This is a genomic window from Roseomonas chloroacetimidivorans, assembly GCF_049629625.1.
Classification (GTDB): domain Bacteria; phylum Pseudomonadota; class Alphaproteobacteria; order Acetobacterales; family Acetobacteraceae; genus Roseomonas; species Roseomonas chloroacetimidivorans.
This window is the reverse complement of record NZ_JBNBZS010000041.1, coordinates 1-24,535: the sequence shown is the minus strand read 5'-3', so window position 1 is coordinate 24,535 and position 24,535 is coordinate 1. Positions and strand designations below refer to the sequence as shown.

The window sequence follows — 24,535 nt, the reverse complement described above, 5'->3', positions numbered from 1 at the left end:
AAGGGGAGAGGACGATGACGAGGCAGCTTCATCTCGGGCTGTTCATCTATCCCGGCGGGCACCACATCGCGGGCTGGCGGCATCCGAGTGTCCAGGCGGCGGGGCTGACCTCGCTGGACTATTACCGCACCCAGATCCAGTGGGCGGAGAGGGGGAAGTTCGATCTCTTCTTCGTCGGCGACACGCTGTTCACGCGGGAGAAGGACGGACGCTTCTTCGGGCGGCAGGCAACCTCCAATCCGGATCCGGTCTCGCTGATCTCGACCCTCTCGGCCGTGACGGAGCGGATCGGGCTCGTCGCCACCCTCTCCACCACCTATCACGAGCCCTATGCCGTCGCCTCGAAATTCGGGACGCTGGATCATCTGAGTGGCGGGCGGGCCGGGTGGAACGTGGTGACCACCTGGGAGGACAAGGCTGCGCTGAACTTCAGCCGCAGCAAGGCGATGGAGAAGGCGGACCGCTATGTGCGCGGGCGCGAGTTCATCGATGCCTGCACGGCGCTCTGGGACAGCTGGGACGATGCAGCGGTCCTGCAGGACCGGGCTTCCGGGCGATTCCTCGATCCCGCGCTGATTCGCCCGGTGGAACATCGGAGCGACAGCTTCAGCGTGCGCGGTCCGCTGCGGCAGCCGCGTCCGCCCCAGGGCTGGCCGGTGCTGGTACAGGCGGGCGGGTCGCCACCCGGGCGCGAGTTCGCCGCCATGGTGGCGGAGGCGATCTTCACAGCGCAGACGAGGCTGAGCGAGGCGAAGGAGTTCCGCTCCTCCACCCATGCGCGAATGGCGAAATACGGGCGGCGCGCGGATGAAGTGGTGATCATGCCCGGTCTGTCGCCTCTGCTCGGCTCGACCGAGGCTGAGGCGCTGCGGCTGGAGGAGGAGATCGGCGACCTCGTGCATCCCGAGGTCGGGATCTGGATGCTGAGTGAGAATCTGAATTTTCCGCTCTATGACTATGATCCCAGTGAAAGGCTTCCCGTGGAGCTGATCCGCAGTGCGAAGAAGCCGACGGCGAATGCGGACACGCTGCTTTCCGAGGCGGAGCGCCGGGGGCTGACCATCGATGGGGCCGCGCGCTTCATCGCCCGGTCCCGGTCGCATCAGAACTTCGTGGGCACGCCGGAGCAGCTGGCGGATTTGATGCAGCGTTGGCTCGACGAGGGCGGATGCGACGGGTTCAACGTCATGCCGCCCTATTTTCCGGACCAGCTGCAGGTCTTCGTCGAGCAGGTGGTTCCGCTGCTACAGCGGCGCGGGATCTTCCGCCAGGATTACAGCGGGACGACGCTGCGGGAGCATCTGGGCATCGGGCGGCCGTCCGCGGGTCAGTTCCAGCGCATGCTGGCCCGTGCGGCTGCGGCGGCCTGAGAATGAGGCAGGCGAGAGGAGGAATGCTTGCCTCCTCTGGACCGAGCGGCCGGTTTCGCTGGTGCTCCGTAGCGGCGACGCAGATCGAGAATTTGGACGTGCCGAAGGCCGGGGAATGCTTTCCTCGGCCTTTCTGCTGGGATCGTGCTGAACGTAAAACGGGCAGGAAGTGGCGCAAGAGAGTGCAATATGTGGCTACGGCCACGCAAATGCCGGTCCTGGTGACAGCCTGGTGCTGGCATGGCCCTTGCTGAACGCTTTCCGGAATAATTTCGCGACCTAGCTTTGGCCCGATGCGGGGCACGCTCGATATCTCTCGGGGGAATTGCGGCGCAATGCAGTACGAGGCCATTCAGCTGAGCCACGAGGCGGGCGTTTCCACCATCACCCTGTCCCGCCCGCCGGTGAATGCAGTGAGCGAGGGGCTGATGCGGGACGTGCTGGCCGCGCTCGAGGCGCTGGAGGGGCGCGACGAGACGCGCTGCGTCGTGCTGACGGGATCGGGGACCAAGGCGTTCTGCGCCGGCGCGGACCTGAAGGCGTCGGGCAGCGGGCCGGGATCGGGGCCGCGCTTCCGGGAACTCGGGCGTTCGGTGGTCGACCGGCTGGAGACCTTCCCCAAGCCGGTGATCGCGGCGATCCGGGGCTGGTGCATCGGCGGGGGCTTCGCGATCGGCATGGCCTGCGACGTGCGGCTGGCTTCCACGACGGCGAAGTTCCGCACGGCCGATGCCTATATCGGCGTGGTGCCGAGCTGGGGGATGAGCCTGACGCGGCTCGCGCACTTCATCGGGCGCAACCGCGCGCTGGACATGCTGATCCTGGGCGAGGACCTGGATGCGGAGGGCGCGCGCGAGATGGGACTCGTCACCCGCGTGATACCCGAGGAGAATTTCGACGCCGAAGTGGCGCGGACGGCGAAACGGGTGTCGGGCGGGTCCCCGGTCGTCTTCCGCTCGATCAAGGAGACGGTGCGCGCGCAATACGTGCTCTCCCCCGCCGCGGCGCAGGCGTTGGAGACGCATTGGAGCGAGATCGGCGGGAAGTCGGAGGACCAGCGGGAGGGGCTGGCGGCATCGCGCGAGAAGCGTGCGCCCGTGTTCCCGGGCCGCTGAGATGACCGTCTTCGATACGCCCGCGACCCGCGAGCTGCAGGAGGCGGTGGCCGAGGTCGTGCAGCGCGTGATCGTGCCACTGGCCGCCGCGGTTCCGCCCGGGGGGAAGCTGAGCGCCGAGGCCTATCGGCAGGGCCTGCGGGCGCTGCAGCCGCTGGGCTATCTGGGCAGCACCATCCCCCGGGATCTGGGCGGCGCCGGGCTCAGCTATGTGCAGTACGGCATGCTGCTGGAGGCGGTGGCGCGCGGGCCGGTGCTGTTCGGCGAGGTCGTGCCGCCGCGCACGATCAACTATCTCGGCACCGAGGAGCAGAAGCGGCGCTGGATGCCAAAGCTTTTCTCCGGCGATTGGGTCTCGACCGCCGCCATCACCGAGCCGCAGGCCGGGTCCGACATGCGCGGCTTCACGACGACGGCGGTGCTGGACGGGGACCATTACGTGGTCAACGGGCGCAAGCGCTGGCTGAAGCTGGGCGGGATCGCCGATCTGATCACGCTGATGGTGGTCGATCCCGCGGGTGGCGGGCTGAGCCGGTTGGTAGTGGAGCGCGCGGCGACGCCCTGGGAAAGCCGGGACATCCAGACGGTCGGGCTGAAGTCCATCTCGCTGGCGGAGATCAGCTTCGAGGATGCGCGGGTGCCGCGCGCGAACCTGCTGGGACAGGCGGGCGTTGGCGGGGAACAGTTCCACCGGGGGATCGAGGCGTCGCGCGCCTTCATCGGCGTCCAAGCCGTGGGCATTGCGGGCCATGCGCTGGACAAGGCGGTTGCCTATGCCAGGTCACGCACGGCCTTCGGGCGCCCGATTGGGAAATTTCAGGCCATCCAGCTTGCTCTGGCGGAGGCCGCGACGCGGCTGCAGGCGGCGCGGCTGCTCTGCTTCAACGCGCTGGCGATGCTGGACAGCGGGCGGCGGGCACCGCGCGACGTGTCCATGGCCAAGGCCTATGCGGTGGATGCGGCGCAGGCCGTGGCGCAAGCCGCGATGGAAAGCATGGGGGCGCAGGGCACAGCCGAGGAGGCCGAGGTGGAGCGCTGCTGGCGTGACGCTGCCATGCTCTCCGCCATCGATGGGACGGGCGGCATCAACCGCCTGATCGTCGGGCGCGAGACGCTCGGCATGTCCGCCTTCCTCTAGGAGAGCCCAGGATGGACACGATCATCGCCCCCGCGAAGGCGCCGCCGCGGCTGCCAGTCGGGCGGATCCTGGAGCCGGCCTCGGTTGCCGTGGTTGGCGCTTCGGAGAGCCGGGGGAAATTCGGCGGGCGGATCATGTATCACTTGGTGAAGCATGGCTTCGCCGGTGATCTGGTGCCGATCAACCGCGCGCGCCCGGAGGTGCTGGGGCGGAAGAGCTATGGGAGCCTGGCCGACGTGCCGGTAGCGCCGGAGGTGGCGATCATGGCGGTGCCTGGCGAGACGTTGCTGCGCAACGTTGCCGAGGCGGCGGAGGCGGGGGTCGGGTGCTGCGTCATCATCTCGACCGGCTTCGCCGAGGCGAATGAGGAAGGGGCGCGGCTGCAAGCGGAAATGACAGCGATCGGCGAGCGGTCCGGCATGCGGATCGTCGGGCCGAACTGCATGGGCATGATCGTGCCGCATCATCGCATGGCACTCTGCTCCTCCGTGGTGCTGGACCGCGAGGGGCTGCCGGGGGGGGAGATCGGCTTCGTTAGCCAGTCCGGCGCGCTGATGGTGTCGGTGTTCGACCGGGCGGCGACGGATGGGATCGGGTTCCGCCACTGCGTCTCAGTGGGGAACCAGTCGGACCTGGAGATCTGCGACTTCCTGGAGTTCATGGTGGAGGACCCGCAGACGCGGGCAGTGTGCCTCTATGTCGAGGGGCTGAAGGACGGGCCGCGCTTCCGGAAGGCGGCGCTGGCCTGCCGGGAGGCGGGCAAGCCGCTGCTGATGGTGAAGACGGGGCGGACCGAGGCGGGGGTGAAGTCCGCGCGCTCCCATACGGCGAGCCTGGCGGGGTCCTTCGACGTGTTCGAGGCTGTCGGCCGCGATGCCGGGGTGGTGCTGGCCAAGGACCCCGACGACATGGTGCGGGCGGCGAACATGCTGGTCCGGCATCCGCAGCTCCGGCGCTATGGCGGGGTGGGTGTCTATTCGAATTCTGGAGGCACGGCGGGGATCTCCTCCGACCGTGTGACGGAGGTGGGGCTGGAGATGGCGGTGCTGTCCGCCGCCACGAAGGAGAGGCTGGGCGAGATTCTGCTGCCTCCCCAGGCCGACAATCCCGTGGACATCGGTGGGCGAAAGGGGCCGGAAAGCGTCGACATTACCCAGGATGCGGCGCGGCTGCTGCTCGATGACGAGGCGGTGGCCTATGGGCTCGTCGTGCTGACCTCCATGCCCTTCTTCACGGAGAAGACGCGGCTGGTGGGCGAGGTGACGGCGGCCCATGCCAAGCCCTGCTTCGTGGCGGTGACGCCGGGTGATGCGGGGGATGAGCCCCGGGCGGCGCTGCGGGCGCTGGGGCAGCCGCATTTCGACCGGTTCGAGGATGCGCTGCGCGTGCTGGAGCTGGTCGCGCAGCATGACCGGCTGCGGGAGGCGGCGGAGCCCGCCCCGGCGCGGCCGGCCGGGCTGCCGGGCGGCGTGGCGCTGCCGGCGGGTGCGGCGACGGAAAGCGAGGTGAAGGCGGCGCTGGCGGCCTATGGCATCGCGACGGCGCGGGAGCGCATCGTGGCCGGGCCGGCCGAGGCGGCGGCTGCCGCGGCGGAGCTGGGCTTTCCCGTCGTGCTGAAGGCGGTGTCGCGCGACATCGTGCACAAGAGCGATGTGGGCGGCGTGGCGGTCGGGCTGCGGGATGCGACGGCGGTCGAGGCGGCAATGGCGGCGATGCGCGAGGCGGTCGCGGCCCGGGCGCCAGGGGCGCGGCTGGACGGGTTCTCCGTGCAGGAGATGATCCGCGGCGAGGCCGAGGTGATCGTTGGGGCGCGGCGCGATCCGGTGTTCGGCCCGGTGGTGCTGGTGGGCTTCGGCGGCACCATCGTGGAGATCCTGAAGGATGTCGCCCTGGCCCCGGCGCCGGTTTCGCCGGAGCGGGCGCGGCGGATGGTGGAATCCCTACGGCTGGCGCCACTGCTGCATGGCGCGCGTGGGCAGCCGGCCCTGGATGTAGGCGCGATCGTAGAGGCCGTGGTCCGGATCGGTTGGCTGGCGCAGGACCTAGGCGAGCGGCTGATCGATCTGGAGGTCAACCCGCTGATGGTGCGCCCGGCGGGGCATGGAGCGGTGGCCGTGGATGGCCGCGCGACGCTGGGGGACTGAGCATGGACGGCGCTGTCAGCCAGGCCCTTTCGATGGAGCCGCCCCGGGCCGCCAACACCGCGCCGCTGCTGCAGGTCCGCGGGCTGTCCGTGAGCTTCGCGGCGGAGGGCGGGCGCGTGCCGGCCGTGCGCAACGCTGATTTCGACATTCCGGCGGGGGGATGCGTCGGGATCGTCGGGGAATCCGGCAGCGGGAAGAGCGTGACCTCCCTGACCATCATGGGGTTGCTGCCGCAGCCGGCGGGGCGGGTGACCGGGGGACGGATCCTGTTCGAGGGACGAGACCTGTTGGCTATGCCGCAGCGCGAGGTGCGGGCGCTGCGCGGCGCCGCGATCTCCATGATCTTCCAGGAGCCGATGTCGTCGCTGAACCCGGCCTTCACGGTGGGCGACCAGATCATGGAAGCCATCCGCGCGCATGAGGCGCTGGGCGCGCGGGAGGCGCGGGACCGGGCGGTCGAGCTGCTGCGTGACGTGCGGATTCCGGCGCCGGAGAAGCGGGTCGACGAGCATCCGCACAAGCTTTCGGGCGGAATGCGGCAGCGCGTCATGATCGCCATGGCGCTGGCCTGCCGCCCGAAGCTGCTGATCGCCGATGAGCCGACGACGGCGCTGGACGTGACCGTGCAGGCGCAGGTGATCGAGCTGCTGCGCGGCATCCAGGCGCGGGGGACGGCGATCATGCTGATCTCCCACAATATCGGGCTGATCGCCGGCCTCGCTTCCGAGATCGTGGTCATGTACGCGGGGAGCGTAGTGGAGCGCGGGCCTTCGGCGCGCGTGATCGGGCATCCGGAGCATCCCTATACGATCGGGCTGCTGGGGGCGGTGCCGCGGGCGCAGCCGGGGGATCATCCGCTGGTTGGGATCGACGGCATGGTGCCGGATCTGCGGCGCCTGCCGCCGGGCTGCGTCTTCGAGCCGCGCTGCCCCTTTTCCGGCCCGCCCTGCCGGGAGGCGGAGCCGGCGCTGCGGGCCTTAAAGCCCGGGCATCTGGCGGCCTGCCACATCGCGCCGCTGCTGGATGGCGCGACATGAGCGGGGCGGTGCCGCTGCTGCGTGTTCGGGACCTGCGCAAGCATTTCCCGGTGGGCGGGATGTTCGGCCGGCGCGGGCGCGTGGCGGCCGTGGACGGGCTGTCCTTCGAGATCGCGGAAGGCGAGACGCTCGGGCTGGTGGGGGAGAGCGGCTGCGGCAAGTCCACCACGGGGCGGCTGATACTGCGTCTGATCGAGCCGAACTCGGGCAGCGTGGCCTTCCGGGGGCAGGAGTTGCTGCGGCTGGATGCGCGGGCCATGGTGTCCCGTCGGCGCGACCTGCAGCTGATCTTCCAGGACCCGTTCAGCTCTCTGAATCCCAGCATGACCGTGCAGGAGATAATCGGAGAGCCGCTGCATGTGCACCATGTGGATGCCGGATCAGGCATCCAGCGGCGCGTGGCGGATCTGCTGGAGATGGTGGGGCTGAACCCGCGGCACATGGCGCGGTATCCGCATGAGTTCTCGGGCGGGCAGCGGCAGCGGATCGGGATCGCGCGGGCGCTGGCGCTGAACCCGCAGCTGATCGTGTGCGACGAGCCGGTCTCGGCACTGGATGTTTCCGTGCAGGCGCAGATCCTGAACCTGCTGCGGCGGGTGCAGCGGGAGATGCGGATCGGGCTGCTCTTCATCTCCCATGACCTGATGGCCGTGCGCTACATCGCGCACCGGGTGGCCGTGATGTACCTGGGCAAGCTGGTGGAGGTGGCGCCAACGCCCTCCATCTTCGCGGCGCCGCGCCATCCCTATACGCGCGCGCTGCTGGACGCGATTCCAGCGCCGGAGGTCGAGCTGCGGCCGAAGCTGGTGCTGGATGGTGATCTTCCGAGCCCGCTGGATCCGCCGCCGGGCTGCCATTTCCATCCGCGCTGCCCTTTCGCCAGCGTGCGTTGCGCGGCCGAGGCGCCGGAGTTGGTGGAGGATGACACTGGGCATGCGGTGGCCTGCCATAACTGGCGGGAGATTCCGCGCTGGGCCGGGCTGAGTCCCGCCCTGACCCGCCCCGTGGAGCCGCGCCTGGCGCGGCTGCTGGAGCGCTTCCGCCAGAAGGCCGAACCCGCGGCGGCCGAGGCATGATCCCAGGACAAGGACCGGACGCATGAGGCGCAGGCTTGGATTTCTCACGATGGCGCTGATGGCGGGATGGGCCGCCTCGGTCTCCGCCCAGGGCACGTTGCGCGTCGGCATCAACGAGGATCCGGACGCGCTGGACCCCGTGACCAATCGCCTGGCCAGCGGGCGGCAGCCGCTGACCGCGATCTGCGACAAGCTGTTCGACGTGGACACCAACCTCCAGGTCGTCCCTCAGCTGGCGAAATCCTATGAGATCGCGCCGGACGGGATGTCCGTCACGCTCCGGCTGCGGCCTGGCGTGACCTTCCATGACGGCGAGCCGATGGACGCGGAGGCCGTGCGCTTCACCTTCGAGCGCAACATGACCACCGCCGGTTCGCTGCGCCGCTCCGAACTGACGGCGGTGGAGCGGGTGGAGGTGGTGGACCCGCTGACGGTGCGGATCGCGCTGAAACGACCGCAGGGCTATCTGCTGATTGTGAACCTGGCGGAGCGGTCGGGCATGATCGTGTCGCCGAAGGCGGCACGGAGCCTGGGGGACCGGTTCGGCACCCAGCCGGTCTGCACCGGGCCCTACCGCTTCGTGGAGCGCGTTCCGCAGGGGCGCATCGCCGTGCAGCGCTTCGCGGACTACTGGGACAAGTCCATGATCGGGCCGGAGCGGATCGAGTACCTTCCGATCACGGATTCCACGGTGCGCATTTCCGCGCTCCGCTCGGGCGAGATCCAAATCGCGGAGCGACTGACGCCGACGGACCTGCCCCAGCTAGAGGGGCAGCGGAACATCCGGGTGATCGCCACGGCCGATCTGGGCTACCACAACATTCGGCTGAACACGGATAACGGGCCGCGCGGGCAGCTGCTGGGCCGCGACGTGCGACTGCGGCGCGCGATCAGCCTGGCGATCGACCGGCGCGCGATGGTGCAGGCCTTGTTCGACGACAAGTATCTTGCGGGCAACCAGTTCGTGAACCCGTCCAGCCCCTATTACGACCCGACGTATCCGGTGCCGGAGCGCGACGTGGCTGCAGCGAGGAAGCTGCTGCGAGAGGCGGGGGCGCCCAACCTGACCTTCACCCTACTGGTGCCGGCCGAGCGCGAGCGGCAGGAAGCCGCACAGTTCGTGCAGGCCATGCTGGCCGAGGCCGGGATCACGATGAACATCGAGACGCAGGACAACGCCACCATGCTGCAGAGCGCGCAGCGTGGGCAGTTCGAGGCGGCCTTTTCTTTCTGGAGCGGGCGGCCGCATCCGGACGGCAATGTCTATGCCCATTACGCCTGCCAGGGGCCGCAGAACGACTCCCGCTACTGCAACAAGGAACTGGACGAGATCCTGACCAGGGCGCGGGAGACGGGCAGTGAGGAGGAGCGGCGGACGCTGTACCGGCGGGCCAATGCGGTCATCGCGGAGGACGTGCCGAGCATCATCCTGTGGCACCGGCAGACCTTCACGGGAATCAGCACGCGGGTGAGCGGCTTCGTGCCGCATCCGGACAGCACAATCCGCGTGCGCGGGCTGAAGCTGCAGTAGGGATGGCGAGGCGCGAGGGTCGCGTGATGGCAGAAGGGAGAGACCGATGCGGTTCCTAATCTTCATCGGCCAGCGGCTGGCCCTTGCGGTGCCGACAGTACTGATCCTGACGGTGCTGGTCTTCCTATTGCAGCACCTGCTGCCAGGCGATCCGGCGCTGGCCCTGGCTGGAGACGAGGTGGACCCGCAGGCACTGGAGGAGATCCGGCAGAAATACGGGCTAAACGAGCCGATCCATGTCCAGTACCTGATCTGGCTGGGCGGGGCGGTGATGGGCGATCTGGGCCATTCGATCCGCAACAGCATGGGGGTGACGGAGCTGCTGCTGGCGAAGCTGGGAATCACCTTGCAGCTGGCCGTGGCGTCCATGGCAATCGCGCTGCTGATCGGAATCCCCGTGGGCATCGTCTCGGCCGCGCGACGGGGATCGGTGGCGGACTTCCTGGGCAGCGCCTTCGCGCTCTCGGGTATTTCCATCCCGCATTTCTGGCTGGGGATCATGCTGGTGCTCGCCTTCTCGGTGAACCTGCAATGGTTTCCCTCCTCGGGCTATGTGCCGTTCAGTGAAGATCCCTGGCGCAGCATCAATGGCTTCGTGCTGCCCTCCGTCGTGCTGGGCACGGGAATCGCGGGGGTGCTGATGCGGCATACGCGCAGCGCCATGCTGCAGTCGCTCGGCACCGATTACGTGCGCACCGCGCGAGCCAAGGGGCTGACGGAGCGGCGGGTGGTGCTGCGCCACGCGCTGCGGAACGCGCTGATGCCGGTGGTGACGCTGGGGGCGATCGAGTTCGGGCACCTGCTGGCCGGCGCGGTGCTGACGGAGCAGATCTTCTCCATCCCCGGCTTCGGAAAGCTGCTGGTCGATGGCGTGCTGTACCGGGACTATGCCGTGGTGCAGGGGCTGGTGCTGGTTTCGGCGGTGCTGTTCATCCTGGTGAGCCTGCTGGCGGACATGCTGTATTTCCTCATCAACCCGCGGCTGCGGAGCTGAGCCATGGCGAGCCTTGTCCTGTCGGCCGGCCTGAGCATGCCGCGTTCGGAGAGCCGGCTGCGCCGGGCCGGGAAGCGGCTGCTCAAGCAGCCGGCGAGCCTTGTGGCCGGGCTTGTCATCCTGGTCTTCATCCTGGCCGCGCTGGCGGCGCCCTGGATCGCGCCCTATGACCCGGCCAAGGCGAGCTTCATGCTCGTGCGCAAGGCTCCTTCCGCCGCCCATTGGCTGGGGACGGACGAGCTGGGGCGCGACGTGCTGTCCCGGCTGATCTGGGGCGCGCGCAGCTCGCTCCTGGCCGGGGCGGTGCCAGTGGTGGTGGCGTTGGTGTTCAGCGTGCCGCTGGGCGTGCTGAGCGGCTATACAGGCGGCTGGATCGACATGGTGATCATGCGAATTACCGACGCCATGCTGGCCGTTCCCTATCTGATCATCGCCATCGCCCTTGCGGCCTTCCTGGGGCCGGACCTTTGGAATGCCATGCTGGCGATCGGCATCGCCTCCCTGCCGGTCTTCCTGCGGCTGGCGCGGGCGGCGGCGATGACGATCCGGGCGGAGGACTATGTGGAATCGGCGCGGGCGGTGGGCAGCTCGCATCTGCGGATCGCCTTCCGGCACATCCTGCCGAACATGCTGCCGCCTCTGCTGGTGCAGGCGAGCGTCATGGCGGCTTCCGCCATCATCGCGGAAGCCTCGCTTTCCTTCCTCGGACTCGGGCAGCAGCCGCCGGCGCCCTCCTGGGGAAGCATGCTCAACGCGGCGCAGCGGCATATGGCCGCGGCGCCCTGGATGGCGATCGCGCCGGGGGCGGTGATCTTTATCCTGGTAATCGCCCTCAACATCTTCGGCGACGGGCTGCGCGACGCGCTGGACCCCAAGCGCCGCTGATCTGGGAGAGGTACGGACATGGGCATGGTTTGGCAGGAGCAGATCGACGGGCCGATGGCCTGGCGGGGAGCGGATCTGGGAACGGATGGGCCCTGGCTGCTCCATGTTACGCCCGCGGAGCAGAAGGAGATCGTGGCGGCGCTGCACCATGCCCAGAAGACGGGCCTGCCGATGCTGCACTGGCGGGAGGGGGACTTCCCGCTGGAGACGCTGAAGGAGAAGCTGGCCGGCATGGCCTGGCAGCTCCGGCACGGGCTGGGCATCACCATCCTACGCGGCCTGGATATCTCCGGCTTCTCGGATGACGAAGTCGGGATGATCTACTGGGGCCTCGGCGTGCATCTGGGGGAGCCACTGGGGCAGAATCCCAAGGGCGACCTGCTGGGCCATGTCTATGACCAGGGGCGGAGCTACGGGAACCTGGATGTCCGGGGCTACGAGACGGCCGCCTATCTGCCCTATCATACCGACAGCTGCGACTTCCTGGGGCTGATGTGCCTGCGGCAGGGGCTGTCCGGCGGGCTGAGCAGCCTGGTCAGTTCGGTTTCCGTGCACAACGCCATCCTGGCGGAGCATCCGGAGTATCTGGGGCTGCTCTATAACGGCTTCTATTACATCCGGCGCGAGGAGGCGCTGGGCAGCAAGGGTGTTTCCGAGATGCCGATCCCGGTCTTCGGGCAGAAGGATGGGGTGATCAGCTGCCGCTACCTGCGGAACCAGATCAATGCCGGCGCAGTGAAGCGCGAGGTGCCGCTGACGGCCATGGAGGCCGAGGCGCTGGACTTCATGGATGCGCAGACCCAGCGGGCCGATCTGCGCTTCGACTTCATGCTGCAGCCCGGCGACATGGAGTTCTGCAACAACTACACCATGCTGCATTCGCGCACCGAGTTCGTGGACGGGCCGGAGCGACACCAGCAGCGGCACATGCTGCGGCTGTGGCTGAAGTTCCGTGAGCCCTGGCCGACTTCCGACTATTTCGGACAGCACCGGGGCTATGTCCTGAAGGATCGTGGCATCGTCCTGGCCGAGGCGTGAGGGCCGCTGTTTTTGGAGAATCCGGCACAGCTTGACCCACCCAGGCGCCCCTGGCCGCTGTCCCGGCGGCCAGGCTTTCTGATCCGGCGTCTGCACCAGATCCATGTGGCGCTGTTCACAAGGAACTGCGGTGGCTTCGACATCACGCCGCTGCAATACAGCCTGCTCGGGGCGCTGGCCCGTCGGGGAGAGGCTGACCAGACTACACTTGCCCAGGACGTGGTGCTGGACCGCACCACTACGGCTGGAGCGATCCGCCGGCTTGAGACTCGTGGGCTGATTACTCGCACTGTTTCTGTGGGAGACCGGCGTGCGCGGCTCTGTAGCTGCACGGAGGCGGGCCTAAACTTGCTTCGTTCCATCGAGGGTCAGGCCCGGGCGGCGCATGATGCGACACTGCAAGCGCTTCGACCTGCGGAGCAGGAACTTTTCCTGCAGATGCTTCAGCGGCTCGTATCCTGACCGCTTTGCGCCGGCGTGAGTGGCGGGATTGCGGCAGATCTCGGCCACCGCCGTGCCGCTCTCCGCCGGTTCCGTCGCAAAGTCGGGGGGGGCGGTCTGAAGGGTGTCCTGCAGGGCGCCTAATCAGTCCGCGATCTGGAACAGCTCGGCGGCGAACGTCGCCTGCGCTTGCATGTCTCGCCCGCCGACCTGCCAAACTTGCCCTTTGCGTGACCTTGTTGCACCGATCAGGACGCTGGACGCATGGGCGCCAAGAACCCTGACGTTCAGACGATGCGGACGTATTCTGGGCGACCCGGGTCCAACATGCGGTTCAGCACCTCGGCGGCGATGGCCACCTCGGTCGCTTGGCGTCCGTCCGTTTGCGAGCGCAGGCCGTCACCGATGACGCGCTTCCAGCGCGACACATCGGCCTCGACCAGGGCACGCCAGTTGTAGCCAGACGCTCTCTGCCAGCCCATGCTGCCGCGCTCTGCGATGGCCTTCAGGTGGCAGTCTCGCTCCGTTGGAGCGGTTTCGGCTGACGCGCCGGGCACGGCGCCTGACCGAGGCGGCACGGTGATCTCCGCCTCCGGGTGACGTGCCGTGATCTCCGCATGGACGTCGCCGCGATCGTAAGCTCCATCAGCGGTGAAGGATGCGACGGGTCCATCCACTCCCTCGAGCAGCGGGCCGACTTGCCCACCATCATCGGCATCGTGGCCTGTCTGCACCGACGCGACGATCCGCCCCGTGTCGGCGTCGGTGGCGAAGTGCAGTTTGCGCCACGATCGGCGTCGTCGTGTCACGTGCTTCTCCGTCAGCCACTCGCCGGGCCCGCAGAGCTTCAACCCCGTGCTGTCCACCAGCAGGTGCAGGGGCGCTTGCCCGCCGCGTGCCCGCGGCACCTCGAGCGTCTCCGCCCGCCGGCTTAAGGTCGTATGGTCGGGCACGGCGAGATCGAGGCCGAGCAACTGTAGTATCGAGGCGATCAGGCCCTCTGTTTGGCGGAGTGCCAGATGGAACAGGGGACGCAGCGTCAGCGCAGTCGGGATCGCCAAGCCCAAATAGGATGGCTGCCCGCCGCGGGTGGTCCGAGGCGCCGCCCGCCAGCCCTCAATGGCGTCCTCGGTGAACCACACCGTCAGGCTACCACGAGCGAAGGCCCGCCTCATACTCGGCCCAGTTCGTAACCCGACGCCGCTGCCTCGGGATTCGGTGGCGCCGGTCCTTGTTCGCTTTGAAGGGCAAGCGCGGTGTCCCCGTCGGTGAGCAGGGCACTCCAGCCTATTCCTCCCTACCTCGGACTCAAATCCGATCCATGCACCACGGTCCCTTCCCATCCTACCCTGCGAACGCGTCAAGACCGATCCACGCACCAAGGTCCCTCTACGGCCCTCAGTACCGCCATTGGATGAGGTGTCGCTCCAGCGCCTCGATTGTCTCGAACAGCCCGATGCTGATGACGGTGAGCACGAGGATGGAGGCGAAGGCCAGCGGCGTCTGCGACTGGGCCGAGGAGATCAGGATCAAGTAGCCCAACCCGTCCTGCGCCGCGACGAACTCGCCGATCACGGCGCCGATCACGGCGAAGGTCACCGCGACCTTGCAGCCGGTGAACAGGTGCGGCGCCGCCGCCGGGAGGCGGAGCCGCCGGAAGATGGACAGGGGCGAGGCGCGGAGCGAGTGCATCAGGTCCACCATCCCGCGGGGCACCGCCTCGAACCCAGCCACGACGTTCACGAGGATTGGGAAGAAGCAGACGAGCACGATGATCACGATCTTCGGCCACTCGCCCACGCCGAACCACAGGGTGACCAGCGGCGCCAGCGCGACCTTAGGCACGGATTGCAGGCCCAAGAGCAGCGGGTAGAGGAGGCGCCGGGCCAGCGGGTGGAAGGCGATCAGCACCGCGAGCGGGACAGACAGGAGGAGGGCGAGGACGAAGCCCAGCAGCGTTTCCCGCAGCGTGACAAGGGTGTTCGCGCCCAGCTCCGGCGCCCATTCCACGCCGGCAGCCAGCACGGCGGAGGGCGCGGGGAGAAGCCAGGCCGGGACGGCGAAGGCGCGGACGCCGGCCTCCCAGGCCAGCAGCAGCAGGACGTAGGTGAGCGGCATGACGAGCCGCCCGAGGATGGCGCTTTGCATCAGGCTGCCTTCAGCTCCGGGCCGGCGCGAAGATCATCGCGCGGATCTGCTGCCGGATTTCGCCGAACCGGGGGTGGGCGGCCGTGTCCACGCCGCGCGGCCGGGGCAGGTCTACCGGCACGTCGGCGCGGATCCGCCCGGGGCGGGGGGACATGATCAGCACGCGGTCGCCCAGCAGGATGGCCTCGTCGATGTCGTGCGTGATCAGCAGCGCGGTGCGGCCGAGCTCGCCCCAGAGGCGGGATAGTTCCAGCGACAGCTCTTCTCGCGTGAGCGCGTCCAGCGCACCAAAGGGCTCGTCGAGCAGGAGCAACTGCGGGTCGGCCAGCAGCGCGCGGCAGAAGGCGGCGCGCTGCCTCATGCCGCCGGACAGCTCCTGCGGGCGCGCCTGGGCGAAGTCCCGCAGGCCGGTCAGCTCCAGCAGGTGCATGGCGCGCTCCCGCGCCGCGGCCTTCGGCAGGCCGAACACCTCAGCGGGGAGCAGGACGTTGTCGAGCACGCTGGCCCAGGGAAACAGCACGTGCTCCTGGAATACGATGCCGACCTCGCGCGAGGGGCCGTCGAGCGGGAGGCCATGCCGCAGCAGCCGCCCCTCACTGGGCGTGTCCAGCCCCGCTACCAAGCGCAGCAGGGTGGACTTGCCGCAGCCGGACGGGCCGACGACGGAGACGAAGCTGCCCGGTGCGATGCGTAGGTCTACCGGCCCGAGCGCGAGGACCTCGGGCTTGCCGTGCGCGGCGAAGCGGCGGCAAACCCCGCTCGCCTCGATGGCGGGCGGAGGGGCGCTCACTCCGCGAGGCCGGGAGCGAACAGCTCCTCCGCACGGACGGGCTGGCGGAGGGAGAAGGCCCCGGTCACCACCTCAATTGTCGCCTGGATCGCGGCAGGATCGATGGCGCCCAGCGGGCGGCCAGGAACCTCGGCCAGTTCCCCCACTAGCCGTGTCTCGGCGGCGGCGACCTCGGCGGTGACCTGGCGGTTCTGCGCGTTCATGATCGCGCCGGCCTCGGCGGGGTTCTCCATACTGTAGCGCAGGCCGCGCAGGGTAGCGCGGGCGAAGGCGCGCACGAGGTCCGGCCGGGTGGCAATGGTCTGCTCCGTGGCGACGAGGCCGTTGCCGTAGTAGCGCAGCCCCGCATCACCATAGGCGAGCCGGGCGAGGGGGCGGGGCGCGGTGACAGCCGCGAGGAGCGGCTCGCCGACGGTGAATTGGCCGATCGCGTCCACCCGCCCGGCGGCGAGCATGGAGGCGAGGGCGGCGCCGTCCGCCGTCACCCAGGTCACCTTGCTGGCATCAATTCCGGCGGCGCGGGCGTAGGCGGGGAACATCAACCGCATGGCGCTCGAGGCCGTGTCGGCGATGGTGCGGCCCTCGAGGGCATGGGGCGAGGTAATGCCGCGCTCGGCGAGAGAGAAGATTGCCTGGGGCGGAGAGGCATAGACGATGGAGAAGAGCCGGACGGGGATGCCGTCGTTGGCCCGGGCCAGCACCAGGGAGCCCGCATCGGCGAAGCCGAAGGTGGCGGTGCCCGCGGCGACCTTGCGGATGGCGTCCGCCGAGCCCTGCCCGCGCAGGATGCTCACCTCCAATCCTTCCTCGCGGTAGAAGCCCTTCTGCTGGGCCACAAAGAAGTAGCTGTGGCGGCCGTTGAAGCCGAAGTCCGTGATAAAGGTCACGGCCTCCGCCCGTGCCTGCGCCGAGAGGAAGCAGGTTGTCAGGAGCAGGGCCCAGACGGCCAAGCGGGAAATGAGGGCCATGGCGGTCTCCGAGTGGCTGAACCGGCGCCGGACAGATCGTTCGAGTTCGAATGATCTCTGATCAGGCAGGGCGCGGGAAGGGGAAATCGCGGCCCCGAGGTGGGGGTTCCGCCGGGGGGGGCGCGCGCGACTGCCCATCGGAGCGGCTGAATGCCGCTAAACGGGTCGCGCGTGCCCAGGATGAGGACAGCGCGGCATGTGCTGCCCGCGGCCGCGGCGTGACCGCGCCGTCGACAAGGGGTAAGGCAGCCTGCGGCGGCAGGGATCGCCCGCCGGAGGTCGAGCGCGACGGATGCAGGCAGGGAAAGCGGCGGGACCGGGTGGTCCGGGGCGGCGTCGGGCAGGGCATCGGCTGGCCGGGCAGCGCAGCGCGCAGGCGCAGGTGGACGCCATCTTCCAGCAGTGGCGCGCGGAGCGTCCGGACATCGACCCCGCCCCGGTGCACATCTACGGGCTGATCGCGATGATTCAGCAGCGCGCTACGGCGTTCATCGACGAGGCACTGGCCCCGCTCGGCCTTGTCCGCGGCACCTTCGACGTCCTCACGGCGTTGCGCCGGGCCGGCGCTCCCTACTGCCTCACCCCCAAGCAGCTCGCCACCTCGCTGCTGCTGAGCGGCGCCGGCCTGACCAGCCGGCTGGACCGGCTGGAGGCGCAGCGCCTGATCGCCCGCCTGCCGGAGCCCAGCGACCGGCGCACCGTGCGGATCATGCTCACGGCCTCCGGCGAGGCGCTGATCAACGAGGCGATCCCGCGCGTCTTCGCCGCGCAGTGGAGCCGACTGCGGCCGCTCGGCGAGGAGGCCTGCGCAGACCTTGCCGGGCTGCTGCGGCGCTTCGCACAGGCCATCGAGGGGGAGGGCGGGCCGACCGGCGTTGACACCGGATCGCCTGAACCATAGCGTTCGATCATTCGTTATCGAATGATCTGGTTATGTACCGGATCGCGGCGCGGGCGCGGCTGCCCGCAGGATGGCTCATGCAGGCGCAGGCACGGATCGCGATCGTCGGGGCAGGGCTGGCCGGGCTGACCCTGGCCGGGCTGCTCCAGCGGCAGGGCTTCGAGGCGCGGGTATTCGAGCAGGCCGAGGCCTTCGCGCGGATCGGGGCGGGCATTATCCTCAGCGCCAACGGCGTGAAGGTCCTGCGGCGGCTTGGGCTTGAGGAGGGCGTGCTGGCCACGGGCATCCGTCCGGACGCCTTCGTGAGCCGCGACATCGCCTCGGGCGACACGACCTACGAGCTGACGCTGGACGAGGCGAGCGAGCTCCGCTTCGGCGGGCCCTTCGTGAACATCCACCGGGCGGATTTGCACGCGCTGCTACAATCTCCGCTCCTCCCCGGCACGATCCGCTTCGGCTATGCCCTGGCCGCGCTGGAGGACGGGCCCGGCCCAGTTCGCCTGCGCTTCGCGAACGGCGCGACCGAGGAGGCGGACGTCGTCGTCGGCGGGGACGGCATCCACTCGCGCGTGCGCGCCGCGGTGCAGGGCGAGGCCGCGCCGCGCTTCACCGGCCGCGTCGCCATGCGCGCTATCTTTCCCGCCGCGCGCCTCCGCGGCGTGCCGATGCGCGACTGCACCAAGTGGTGGGGCACGGACCGTCACGTGCTGACCTACTTCATGACCGCGCGGCGCGAGGAGGTCTACGTGATGACCAGCGTGCCCGCGGCGGGCTGGGATGGCAATGACGCTTCGGTGCCCGGCACGCGGGAGGCGTTCCTGGACGGCTTCGACGCGGCGCATCCCGACCTGCGCCACGTGCTGAATGCGGCGGACCGGGTGATGACTTGGCCGATCCTCGACCGCCCGCGGGACGACCGTTGGAGCCGGGGCCGCATGGTGCTGATGGGCGATGCCTGCCATCCGGTGCGCCCTTACATGGCCGCCGGCGGTGCCAGCGCGATTGAGGATGCCGCCGTGCTCGCGCGCTGCCTGGCGGAGACCGGCAGTCCGGAGGCCGCCTTCGGCCGCTACGCCGCCACCCGGATTCCCCGCGTGGCGGAGGTGCAGCGGATTTCAATCGAGAACAGCTGGATGCGCGGGCCGACCGAGCTGGACTGGTTCTTCGGCCATGACGCCTGCACCGCTCCCCTCGTAGCGTGAAAGGACTGACGATGTTCGAGGCACGACCCGACCCGATGGTGGAGCGTGACCTTGTAGGCTACGGCGAGCGCCTGCCCGACCCGCGCTGGCCGGGTGGGGCACGCATTGCTGTGAACTTCAACCTCAACGTCGAAGGCGGCGGGGAATCGACGCTGGCCAACGGCGACGCGGTATCCGAGGCCATGCTGAATGACATCGGCGTGCCGGAGTTCGCCGGGCGTCGCGTGCCGGCGGTGGAGTCCGTGTTCGAGTACGGCAGCCGCCGCGGCGTCTGGCGCCTGCTCGACATCTTCCGCGACTACGCTGTTCCCGTCAGCGTACTCGGCGTGGTGCGGGCGCTGGAGCAGAACCCGGCGCTGGCGCGCGCCTGCGTGGAGCGCGGCCACGAGCTGGTCAGCCACGGCTACCGCTGGATCGACTACGGCGCCGTGCCGGAGGAGGTGGAGCGCGCCCATATCCGGCAGGCCGTCGAAGGAATCACGCGCCTTGCCGGGGAGCGCCCGCTAGGCTGGATGACCGGGCGCCCTGGGCCGAACACGCGGCGGCTCCTCGCCGAGGAGGGCGGGTTCCTGTACGACCGCGACTCCCTGGCGGACGAGTTGCCCTACTGGCTCGCGGTGGACGGCCGGCCCCACCTCGTCATCCCTTACTCCTACGAGGCGAACGACAACCGCTTCAACGAGAACAGCGGTTTCTCCACCGCTGCCCACTTCTTCGAGTACATGCGCGACGCCTTCGACCTGCTCTACCGCGAGGGAGAGGTAGGGTCTCCGAAGCTCCTCTCCATCGGGCTGCACGATCGCCTCATCGGGCGCCCAGGCCGCGCGCCGGGGCTGATCCGCCTACTGGAGCACATGAAGCGCTTTGAGGGCGTGTGGTTCTGCCGGGGCATCGACGTGGCCCGGCACTGGAACGCCAATTTTCCTGCTCCCAGATGAGGGCGGCTTCCTCTGCCCTGCCGATCCAACGTGGTGCATGGGTCGCAAGTTTGGGCGCATGGCGCCCAACCCTGATCTGGGCTTACGTGACGCGGACGTACTCCGGGCGCCCGAGCTCAAGCATGCGGTTCAGCACGTCGGCGGCGGCAGCCACCTCGGCTTCCTGACGCCCGTCGGCGAGGTCGAGCAAAGGCCCGACCCTCGAACCGTCGTCGGCATGGCCTTGTCAGGTTGGCGACGACGGCGACGCCGAGAGCCTACGGCTGGTGGTGGCCTCACATGGCGGATGCGACTCCGGTCACATCCCGCCATGTGGCAAATGCGGCGTCACGAGCGGTCCGGTATGCAGTGGCGGTCAGATGGTGGCGGCGAAGCTGGAAGTGGTTGTGGATCCGGCTGTGTGTGGAAAGGAAGCGCTGCATCTGCCGCTCTCGTCGTCGTGTCGGCTGGTGTGACACTTCGGCCCGGTTGTTGAGATACCGGCTCTGCTGGTGCTCGACCCCGGGCAGGATGTCGCGCTTCGCTGCGGCGTCGCTCTTCAGCTTGTCCGTGACGATCACACGCGGGACGTATTGCAAGCCCTTCAGCAGCTTGCGGAAGAACGGCTTGGCGGCCCTGGCACTACGCCGGCTCTGCACCGTGCTGTCGAGCACGTTGCCGTCCTGATCCACCGCACGCCAGAGGTAATGCTGCTTGCCGCGAATGCGGATGAACACCTCATCCATGTACCATTTGTCACCCGGCCTTGGCCGACGCCGTTTCAGGGCATCGGCAAACAGTCGGCCGAAACGCAGGCCCCACTCGCGGATGCTTTCGTAGCTCACCACGACCCCCCGGGCGGCCAGGATCAGCTCGACGCCCCGCAGGCGCAAACTAAAGCAGTGATACAGCCAGACCGCATACTGGATGACCCCGACCGGGTACCGGAAGCCGCGATAGGGATTGGGCGAGGTCGTCATACTGCGCAGGCTGCCACTGCCCTACCGAGCCGCCAACCTGACAAGGCCCGATCGCGCCATCAGCAGCGAACGCTACGACCAGACTATTGATCTGGTCGAGCAAGGCGCCGACCAGCGAGCCATCATCGAAATAGTGGCCGGTCAGCATGAACGCGGCGGTCCGGCCGGTGTCGTCATCCGTGGCCGGATCTCTGGCGATCGGGCCCCAACAACTCTGAACTGCTGAGCATCACCGCCGTCAGGCAGATGGCGACTGGTAAAGCGCTGCGGCGGCGCAAGGAGGCCACGCCGCGCGGCGTGGCCTCCCGCGCCTCTGCCTCATGACGGCGGCTTCGTAAGCGGCAGCCGGAATCTGCGTTGCTCGGATGCAGCTTGGGGGCTGCAGCATAGCCTCCGACGTTCTGGATCAGGCAATGCGGACATACGTCGGTCTTCCGAGCCGAAGCATGCGGTTCGCAGTAGCCCCCCCAAGCCTGACTTGAGCCTTAACAGATCTGGCCGGGGGCACGGACCCCGGCCCATCCGCCTACTTCTCCAGATTCCAGAAGAACTGGGCAGGCGAGTTGATGAAGCCCGTGAGGCTCTTCCGCATGGCCATAGGTTGCGCGATCTGCCCGCAGGGCGCGTAAGGCAGGCTTTGGAACGCCTGGCTTTCAATCTCTGCGGCGATCTCCTTCTGCTGCGCCTCGTCGTTCGTGGCCAGCCACCGGTCCCGCAGCATCTCGATATCGGGGTCGGTTGGCCAACCGAACCAGGCGGGCGCGCCGTTGCCGCGGATCAGCGGGTTGAGGGCGGGGTTCAGCAGGTCCGCCCCCGACCACTGCGTGTGGAACAGCGACCATCCACCCTGGTCCGGCAGGCCGCGATTGCCGCGGCGCCCGATGAAGCTCGCCCAGTCCGTGGAGATGAACTCCAGGTTCATGCCGAGTTGAGCGAGCATCGCCTGGGTGATGAGGGACTGGTTGTAGGCGATGGGCTGATCGGCCGGGGCGAGGAGCACGACCTTCTCGCCCTTGTAGCCGGACTCGGCGAGCATCTGCCTGGCACGTTCGATGTCGCCGCGCATCGCTTCGGCGCCGCCCCTTCCCGTGGACATCGGCGAGCCCTTGGTAAAGAAGGTCTTCGCCTCCGTGTAGTATTCCGCGTTGCCGACCACAGCCTGCATGTGGTCTTCCTGCTTCATGGCCATGACGACGGCCTGGCGCACCTTCGGGTTGTTGAAGGGCGGCTGCAGGTGGTTGAAGCGCATCAGCATCACGAGGCCCAGTGGAACGTTCTCGATGGTGACGTTGCGGTCCCGCTTGAGCACGGGCAGCAGGTCAACCGGCGCCTGCTCCAGCCAGTCCGCCTCGCCCTGGGTGATGGCGTTCACGGCGGCCGAGGGCTCTGTCAGCGTCAGCCACTCGATGCGGTTGATCTTCGCGACCTTTCCTCCGGCGGCCCATGAGGGCGCCTCCTCTCTCGGCCTGTAGCCGGCGAAGCGCTCATAGACGCTGTTCTGCCCGGGCACCCATTGCGCCGTGACGAAGCGATAGGGGCCGGAGCCGATGGGATCGCTGATCGGGCGCATCGCGTCAGTCGAGGCGATGCGCTCCGGCATGATGAAGGGCACGTTGGAGGACAGCTTGCCCAGTGCCGCTGTCATCTGCGGGAAGGGTCGCTTGAGGCGGATAGCGAAGGTGCGGGCATCCACCGCCTCGTAGCCCTCCACAAAGGCGGCCATGGTCTGTCCATAGGCGTCGCGCGCGGACCAGCGGCGAATCGACGCGATGCAGTCCTGGGCACGCACCGGCGTGTTGTCGTGGAAGAGCAGTCCGCCGCGGAGCTGGAAGGTCCATTTCAGGTCGTCGGCCGAGGTCTCCCAGGCCTGTACCATCTGCGGCTTGATCTGGAACTTCTCGTCCGTCGCGAAGAGCGTGTCATAGACAAGGTAGCCGTGGTTCCGGATGTTGTAGCTCGTTGCTACGATCGGATCGAGCGAGGGCAGCGGTGTCGAGGGGATGAAGCGCAGTGGCGCGGCGGACTGCCCGCGGGCAGGGCCGATATAGGGCATGCCGGACACCGCGATGGCGGCGCTTCCGGCAAGCAGGTGGCGGCGGGTCGGGGTCATCAATTGATCGTCGATCAGGTTGACCTCCGTGCGCCTGGTGAGCGTCGTCCCTTGCTTCTTGGGCGCGCCCCCATTTTGCGGGGGCACGCCGCGATCTGAGCTCCGGCGGCTTACCGCCGCCCGCTTTGGCCTAACATCGGGCAGATGGACGCGATTGGCGAGGGCTTTCTCCATAATCGCCGCTCAGCCCGCCCTCAGAGCCTGCTCGCTCGCCTCCAGCGCTTCAGATGCCTCACGGAGGCGCCGTTCGGCCAGAACCCGGCCGGTCGTTTCCGTGCAGGCGCAGAACATGCCTCCGACACCTCCGCGCTCGTCACGGATCAGGCTGTAGGAGAAGGTGAAATAGACGTCCTCTGGGTAGCCGTTCCGCTCCATGACGAGCCTGAGGTCGCCGGACCACGTTGCATCGCCGCCCAGCGCGCGCTCAACGAGCGGCAGGACATCCGGCCAGACGGCTTGGAAAGGTCTGCCAATAGCGGCGGGGTGCTTGGCGCCGAGGATCGGCGCGTAACCGTCATCGTATAGGAAGGCGAGGTCCAGCCCCCATGCGACAAACATCGGGGGACGGAAGTTGATGACGATGCTGATGGCCGTCCGGAGCGAGTGTGGCCAGGTCGACGGAGGGCCGAGCGGCGAACCTGACCAGTCGTGAGCACGCATGAGCGCGCCAGCCTCGCCACGGCGAGTGGGCCACGCGGCGCCAACGAGCGGACCAGATGCAAGCGCAGGGCCTGCAGAAAGCACCCTCGGCCCGCACCTTGGACCGGCTGATGGGCGTGGGACGCGATCACCTCCCCAAGGCCGATACGGTGACCGTTGCTACCGTCGAGGCAGGGGCGCCCGGCCTGGCCGAGGCCCGAAACCTGGTGGAGCGAGTCCAGACCATGATCCGGACCAAAGCGGCTGCGGAACTGGATGGCTGGATCGAGCAGGCCAGGGCCAGCCTGATCGCCCCGCTCGCTCGGGGCGTCATCCGGGATGTCGCAGCCATCCGGGCCGCCATCACCGAACCCTGGTCGAACGGACAAACCCAAGGCCAGATCACCAGGCTCAAGCTGGTCAAGCGTCAGATGTATGGCCGTGCCAAGCTTGACCTGCTCGAAGCACGACTGATCGGCGCCGCATGATCACCAACGATCAGCGAAACTGCGTCAGAGCCCCGGTTGGATGCTTATCTACACCGGCGGTTCGGCCAGAAGCGAGGCACCGGAGGCGGTGTGTGTCTGGGCACTGTCCTCCGGCTTCTCAAGTGAACGCGACCTAGTAGTCCGAAGTGCCAATCTCCGCACCCGAGCCGCTGGGCTGCCCCCGCTTCTCGACGTGCTCGCCTACCATCGCTTCTGTGGTGATCAGAAGGGATGCTACCGAGGCCGCGTGCTGCAGGGCCGAGCGGACGACCTTGGTTGGGTCGATGATGCCGGCCTGAACGAGGTTCTTGTACTCGTCGGTCTGGGCATCATAGCCGTACTCGTAGGCGTCGCTGCGGAGCACCTCACCTGCGATGATCGCACCGTCCTTGCCAGCGTTCTCGGCGATCTGCTTCAGCGGCACGGCAATCGCGCGCCGAACAATTTCGATTCCAAACTTTTGGTCGGCATTCGCTGGATCAAGCGCCTTCAGCGCCAGGCTGGCGCGCAGCAGGGCCACGCCACCACCGGGAACGATGCCTTCCTCAACCGCGGCGCGGGTCGCATGCAGCGCGTCGTCGACGCGATCCTTGCGCTCCTTCACCTCGACCTCGGTGGAGCCA

22 protein-coding genes and 2 pseudogenes are annotated in these 24,535 nt (G+C 68.4%); 16 read left to right on the top strand and 8 right to left on the bottom strand.

What is annotated here, in order from left to right; all coding sequences use genetic code 11:
* Nucleotides 1–14: 14 nt before the first annotated feature.
* The 11 genes from ACO1BU_RS24020 to ACO1BU_RS23970 all read left to right on the top strand — a co-directional run bounded on the left by ACO1BU_RS24020 (nucleotide 15) and on the right by ACO1BU_RS23970 (nucleotide 12,790).
* Nucleotides 15–1,370 carry an LLM class flavin-dependent oxidoreductase gene (locus ACO1BU_RS24020; protein ID WP_424138502.1) on the top strand — a complete coding sequence of 452 codons (1,356 nt, stop codon included), beginning with the start codon at nucleotides 15–17 and terminating at the stop codon, nucleotides 1,368–1,370.
* A 335-nt stretch (nucleotides 1,371–1,705) separates the two neighbouring features.
* Nucleotides 1,706–2,485, top strand: coding sequence for an enoyl-CoA hydratase/isomerase family protein (locus tag ACO1BU_RS24015; protein WP_424138501.1), 780 nt, complete (start codon nucleotides 1,706–1,708; stop codon nucleotides 2,483–2,485).
* Nucleotide 2,486: 1 nt separating this feature from the next.
* On the top strand, nucleotides 2,487–3,623 hold the full coding sequence (locus ACO1BU_RS24010) for an acyl-CoA dehydrogenase family protein (RefSeq protein ID WP_424138500.1): 1,137 nt from the start codon (nucleotides 2,487–2,489) through the stop codon (nucleotides 3,621–3,623).
* A gap of 11 nt (nucleotides 3,624–3,634) precedes the next feature.
* Nucleotides 3,635–5,767 (top strand): acetate--CoA ligase family protein, encoded by a 2,133-nt coding sequence (locus ACO1BU_RS24005; protein ID WP_424138499.1) that lies wholly within the window; start codon nucleotides 3,635–3,637, stop codon nucleotides 5,765–5,767.
* A 2-nt stretch (nucleotides 5,768–5,769) separates the two neighbouring features.
* The gene (locus ACO1BU_RS24000; RefSeq protein ID WP_424138498.1) at nucleotides 5,770–6,804 is read left to right on the top strand and encodes an ABC transporter ATP-binding protein; all 1,035 of its coding nucleotides are present in this window, start codon (nucleotides 5,770–5,772) and stop codon (nucleotides 6,802–6,804) included.
* Complete coding sequence (locus ACO1BU_RS23995) at nucleotides 6,801–7,880, top strand: ABC transporter ATP-binding protein (protein WP_424138497.1); 1,080 nt, start codon at nucleotides 6,801–6,803, stop codon at nucleotides 7,878–7,880. Before ACO1BU_RS24000 ends, ACO1BU_RS23995 begins: the two co-directional genes overlap by 4 nt.
* A 22-nt stretch (nucleotides 7,881–7,902) precedes the next feature.
* A complete protein-coding gene (locus ACO1BU_RS23990; RefSeq protein WP_424138496.1) occupies nucleotides 7,903–9,411 on the top strand; it encodes an ABC transporter substrate-binding protein in 1,509 nt (502 codons plus the stop codon).
* A gap of 46 nt (nucleotides 9,412–9,457) precedes the next feature.
* A complete protein-coding gene (locus ACO1BU_RS23985; RefSeq protein ID WP_424138495.1) occupies nucleotides 9,458–10,405 on the top strand; it encodes an ABC transporter permease in 948 nt (315 codons plus the stop codon).
* Between the two features lie 3 nt (nucleotides 10,406–10,408).
* Complete coding sequence (locus ACO1BU_RS23980; protein WP_424138494.1) at nucleotides 10,409–11,290, top strand: ABC transporter permease; 882 nt, start codon at nucleotides 10,409–10,411, stop codon at nucleotides 11,288–11,290.
* A gap of 18 nt (nucleotides 11,291–11,308) precedes the next feature.
* A complete protein-coding gene (locus ACO1BU_RS23975; RefSeq protein WP_424138493.1) occupies nucleotides 11,309–12,328 on the top strand; it encodes a TauD/TfdA family dioxygenase in 1,020 nt (339 codons plus the stop codon).
* A 105-nt stretch (nucleotides 12,329–12,433) separates the two neighbouring features.
* Nucleotides 12,434–12,790 (top strand): MarR family winged helix-turn-helix transcriptional regulator, encoded by a 357-nt coding sequence (locus tag ACO1BU_RS23970; RefSeq protein ID WP_424138492.1) that lies wholly within the window; start codon nucleotides 12,434–12,436, stop codon nucleotides 12,788–12,790.
* A gap of 266 nt (nucleotides 12,791–13,056) precedes the next feature.
* Here the strand turns inward: ACO1BU_RS23970 and ACO1BU_RS23965 are convergent.
* The 4 genes and pseudogenes from ACO1BU_RS23965 to ACO1BU_RS23950 all read right to left on the bottom strand — a co-directional run bounded on the left by ACO1BU_RS23965 (nucleotide 13,057) and on the right by ACO1BU_RS23950 (nucleotide 16,675).
* Nucleotides 13,057–14,020 (bottom strand): annotated as a pseudogene (locus tag ACO1BU_RS23965) (IS5 family transposase).
* A gap of 147 nt (nucleotides 14,021–14,167) precedes the next feature.
* On the bottom strand, nucleotides 14,168–14,917 hold the full coding sequence (locus tag ACO1BU_RS23960; protein WP_424138491.1) for an ABC transporter permease: 750 nt from the start codon (nucleotides 14,915–14,917) through the stop codon (nucleotides 14,168–14,170).
* A gap of 10 nt (nucleotides 14,918–14,927) precedes the next feature.
* The gene (locus ACO1BU_RS23955; protein WP_424138490.1) at nucleotides 14,928–15,707 is read right to left on the bottom strand and encodes an ABC transporter ATP-binding protein; all 780 of its coding nucleotides are present in this window, start codon (nucleotides 15,705–15,707) and stop codon (nucleotides 14,928–14,930) included.
* Entirely contained in the window at nucleotides 15,704–16,675 is a 972-nt protein-coding gene (locus tag ACO1BU_RS23950) for an ABC transporter substrate-binding protein (protein ID WP_424138489.1), read from the bottom strand. The genes ACO1BU_RS23955 and ACO1BU_RS23950 overlap by 4 nt, the downstream gene beginning before the upstream one ends.
* Nucleotides 16,676–16,967: 292 nt before the next feature.
* Here ACO1BU_RS23950 and ACO1BU_RS23945 point away from each other — a divergent pair, with 292 nt between their 5' ends.
* Genes ACO1BU_RS23945 through ACO1BU_RS23935 form a run of 3 tightly spaced genes read left to right on the top strand, consistent with a single transcriptional unit; the run spans nucleotide 16,968 to nucleotide 19,716 of the window.
* A complete protein-coding gene (locus ACO1BU_RS23945; protein WP_424138488.1) occupies nucleotides 16,968–17,576 on the top strand; it encodes a MarR family winged helix-turn-helix transcriptional regulator in 609 nt (202 codons plus the stop codon).
* A gap of 32 nt (nucleotides 17,577–17,608) precedes the next feature.
* Complete coding sequence (locus ACO1BU_RS23940; protein WP_424138487.1) at nucleotides 17,609–18,778, top strand: FAD-dependent monooxygenase; 1,170 nt, start codon at nucleotides 17,609–17,611, stop codon at nucleotides 18,776–18,778.
* Between the two features lie 11 nt (nucleotides 18,779–18,789).
* Nucleotides 18,790–19,716 (top strand): polysaccharide deacetylase family protein, encoded by a 927-nt coding sequence (locus tag ACO1BU_RS23935; RefSeq protein ID WP_424138486.1) that lies wholly within the window; start codon nucleotides 18,790–18,792, stop codon nucleotides 19,714–19,716.
* A gap of 275 nt (nucleotides 19,717–19,991) precedes the next feature.
* Here ACO1BU_RS23935 and ACO1BU_RS23930 read toward each other — a convergent pair whose 3' ends face one another.
* On the bottom strand, nucleotides 19,992–20,675 hold the full coding sequence (locus tag ACO1BU_RS23930; protein ID WP_424138485.1) for an IS6 family transposase: 684 nt from the start codon (nucleotides 20,673–20,675) through the stop codon (nucleotides 19,992–19,994).
* On the opposite strand from ACO1BU_RS23930, the gene ACO1BU_RS23925 reads away from it, so the two are divergent.
* Complete coding sequence (locus ACO1BU_RS23925; RefSeq protein WP_424138484.1) at nucleotides 20,659–20,901, top strand: hypothetical protein; 243 nt, start codon at nucleotides 20,659–20,661, stop codon at nucleotides 20,899–20,901. The genes ACO1BU_RS23930 and ACO1BU_RS23925 overlap by 17 nt on opposite strands.
* Before the next feature lie 300 nt (nucleotides 20,902–21,201).
* Here ACO1BU_RS23925 and ACO1BU_RS23920 read toward each other — a convergent pair whose 3' ends face one another.
* A complete protein-coding gene (locus tag ACO1BU_RS23920; RefSeq protein ID WP_424138483.1) occupies nucleotides 21,202–22,785 on the bottom strand; it encodes an ABC transporter substrate-binding protein in 1,584 nt (527 codons plus the stop codon).
* 183 nt (nucleotides 22,786–22,968) lie between these two features.
* Complete coding sequence (locus tag ACO1BU_RS23915; RefSeq protein WP_424138482.1) at nucleotides 22,969–23,343, bottom strand: PAS domain-containing protein; 375 nt, start codon at nucleotides 23,341–23,343, stop codon at nucleotides 22,969–22,971.
* A 122-nt stretch (nucleotides 23,344–23,465) separates the two neighbouring features.
* On the opposite strand from ACO1BU_RS23915, the pseudogene ACO1BU_RS23910 reads away from it, so the two are divergent.
* A pseudogene (locus tag ACO1BU_RS23910) lies at nucleotides 23,466–23,912 on the top strand (transposase); the annotation flags it as partial.
* A gap of 133 nt (nucleotides 23,913–24,045) precedes the next feature.
* Here the strand turns inward: ACO1BU_RS23910 and ACO1BU_RS23905 are convergent.
* On the bottom strand, nucleotides 24,046–24,535 hold a 490-nt coding region (locus ACO1BU_RS23905; RefSeq protein WP_424138481.1), incomplete at its 5' end, for a TCP-1/cpn60 chaperonin family protein.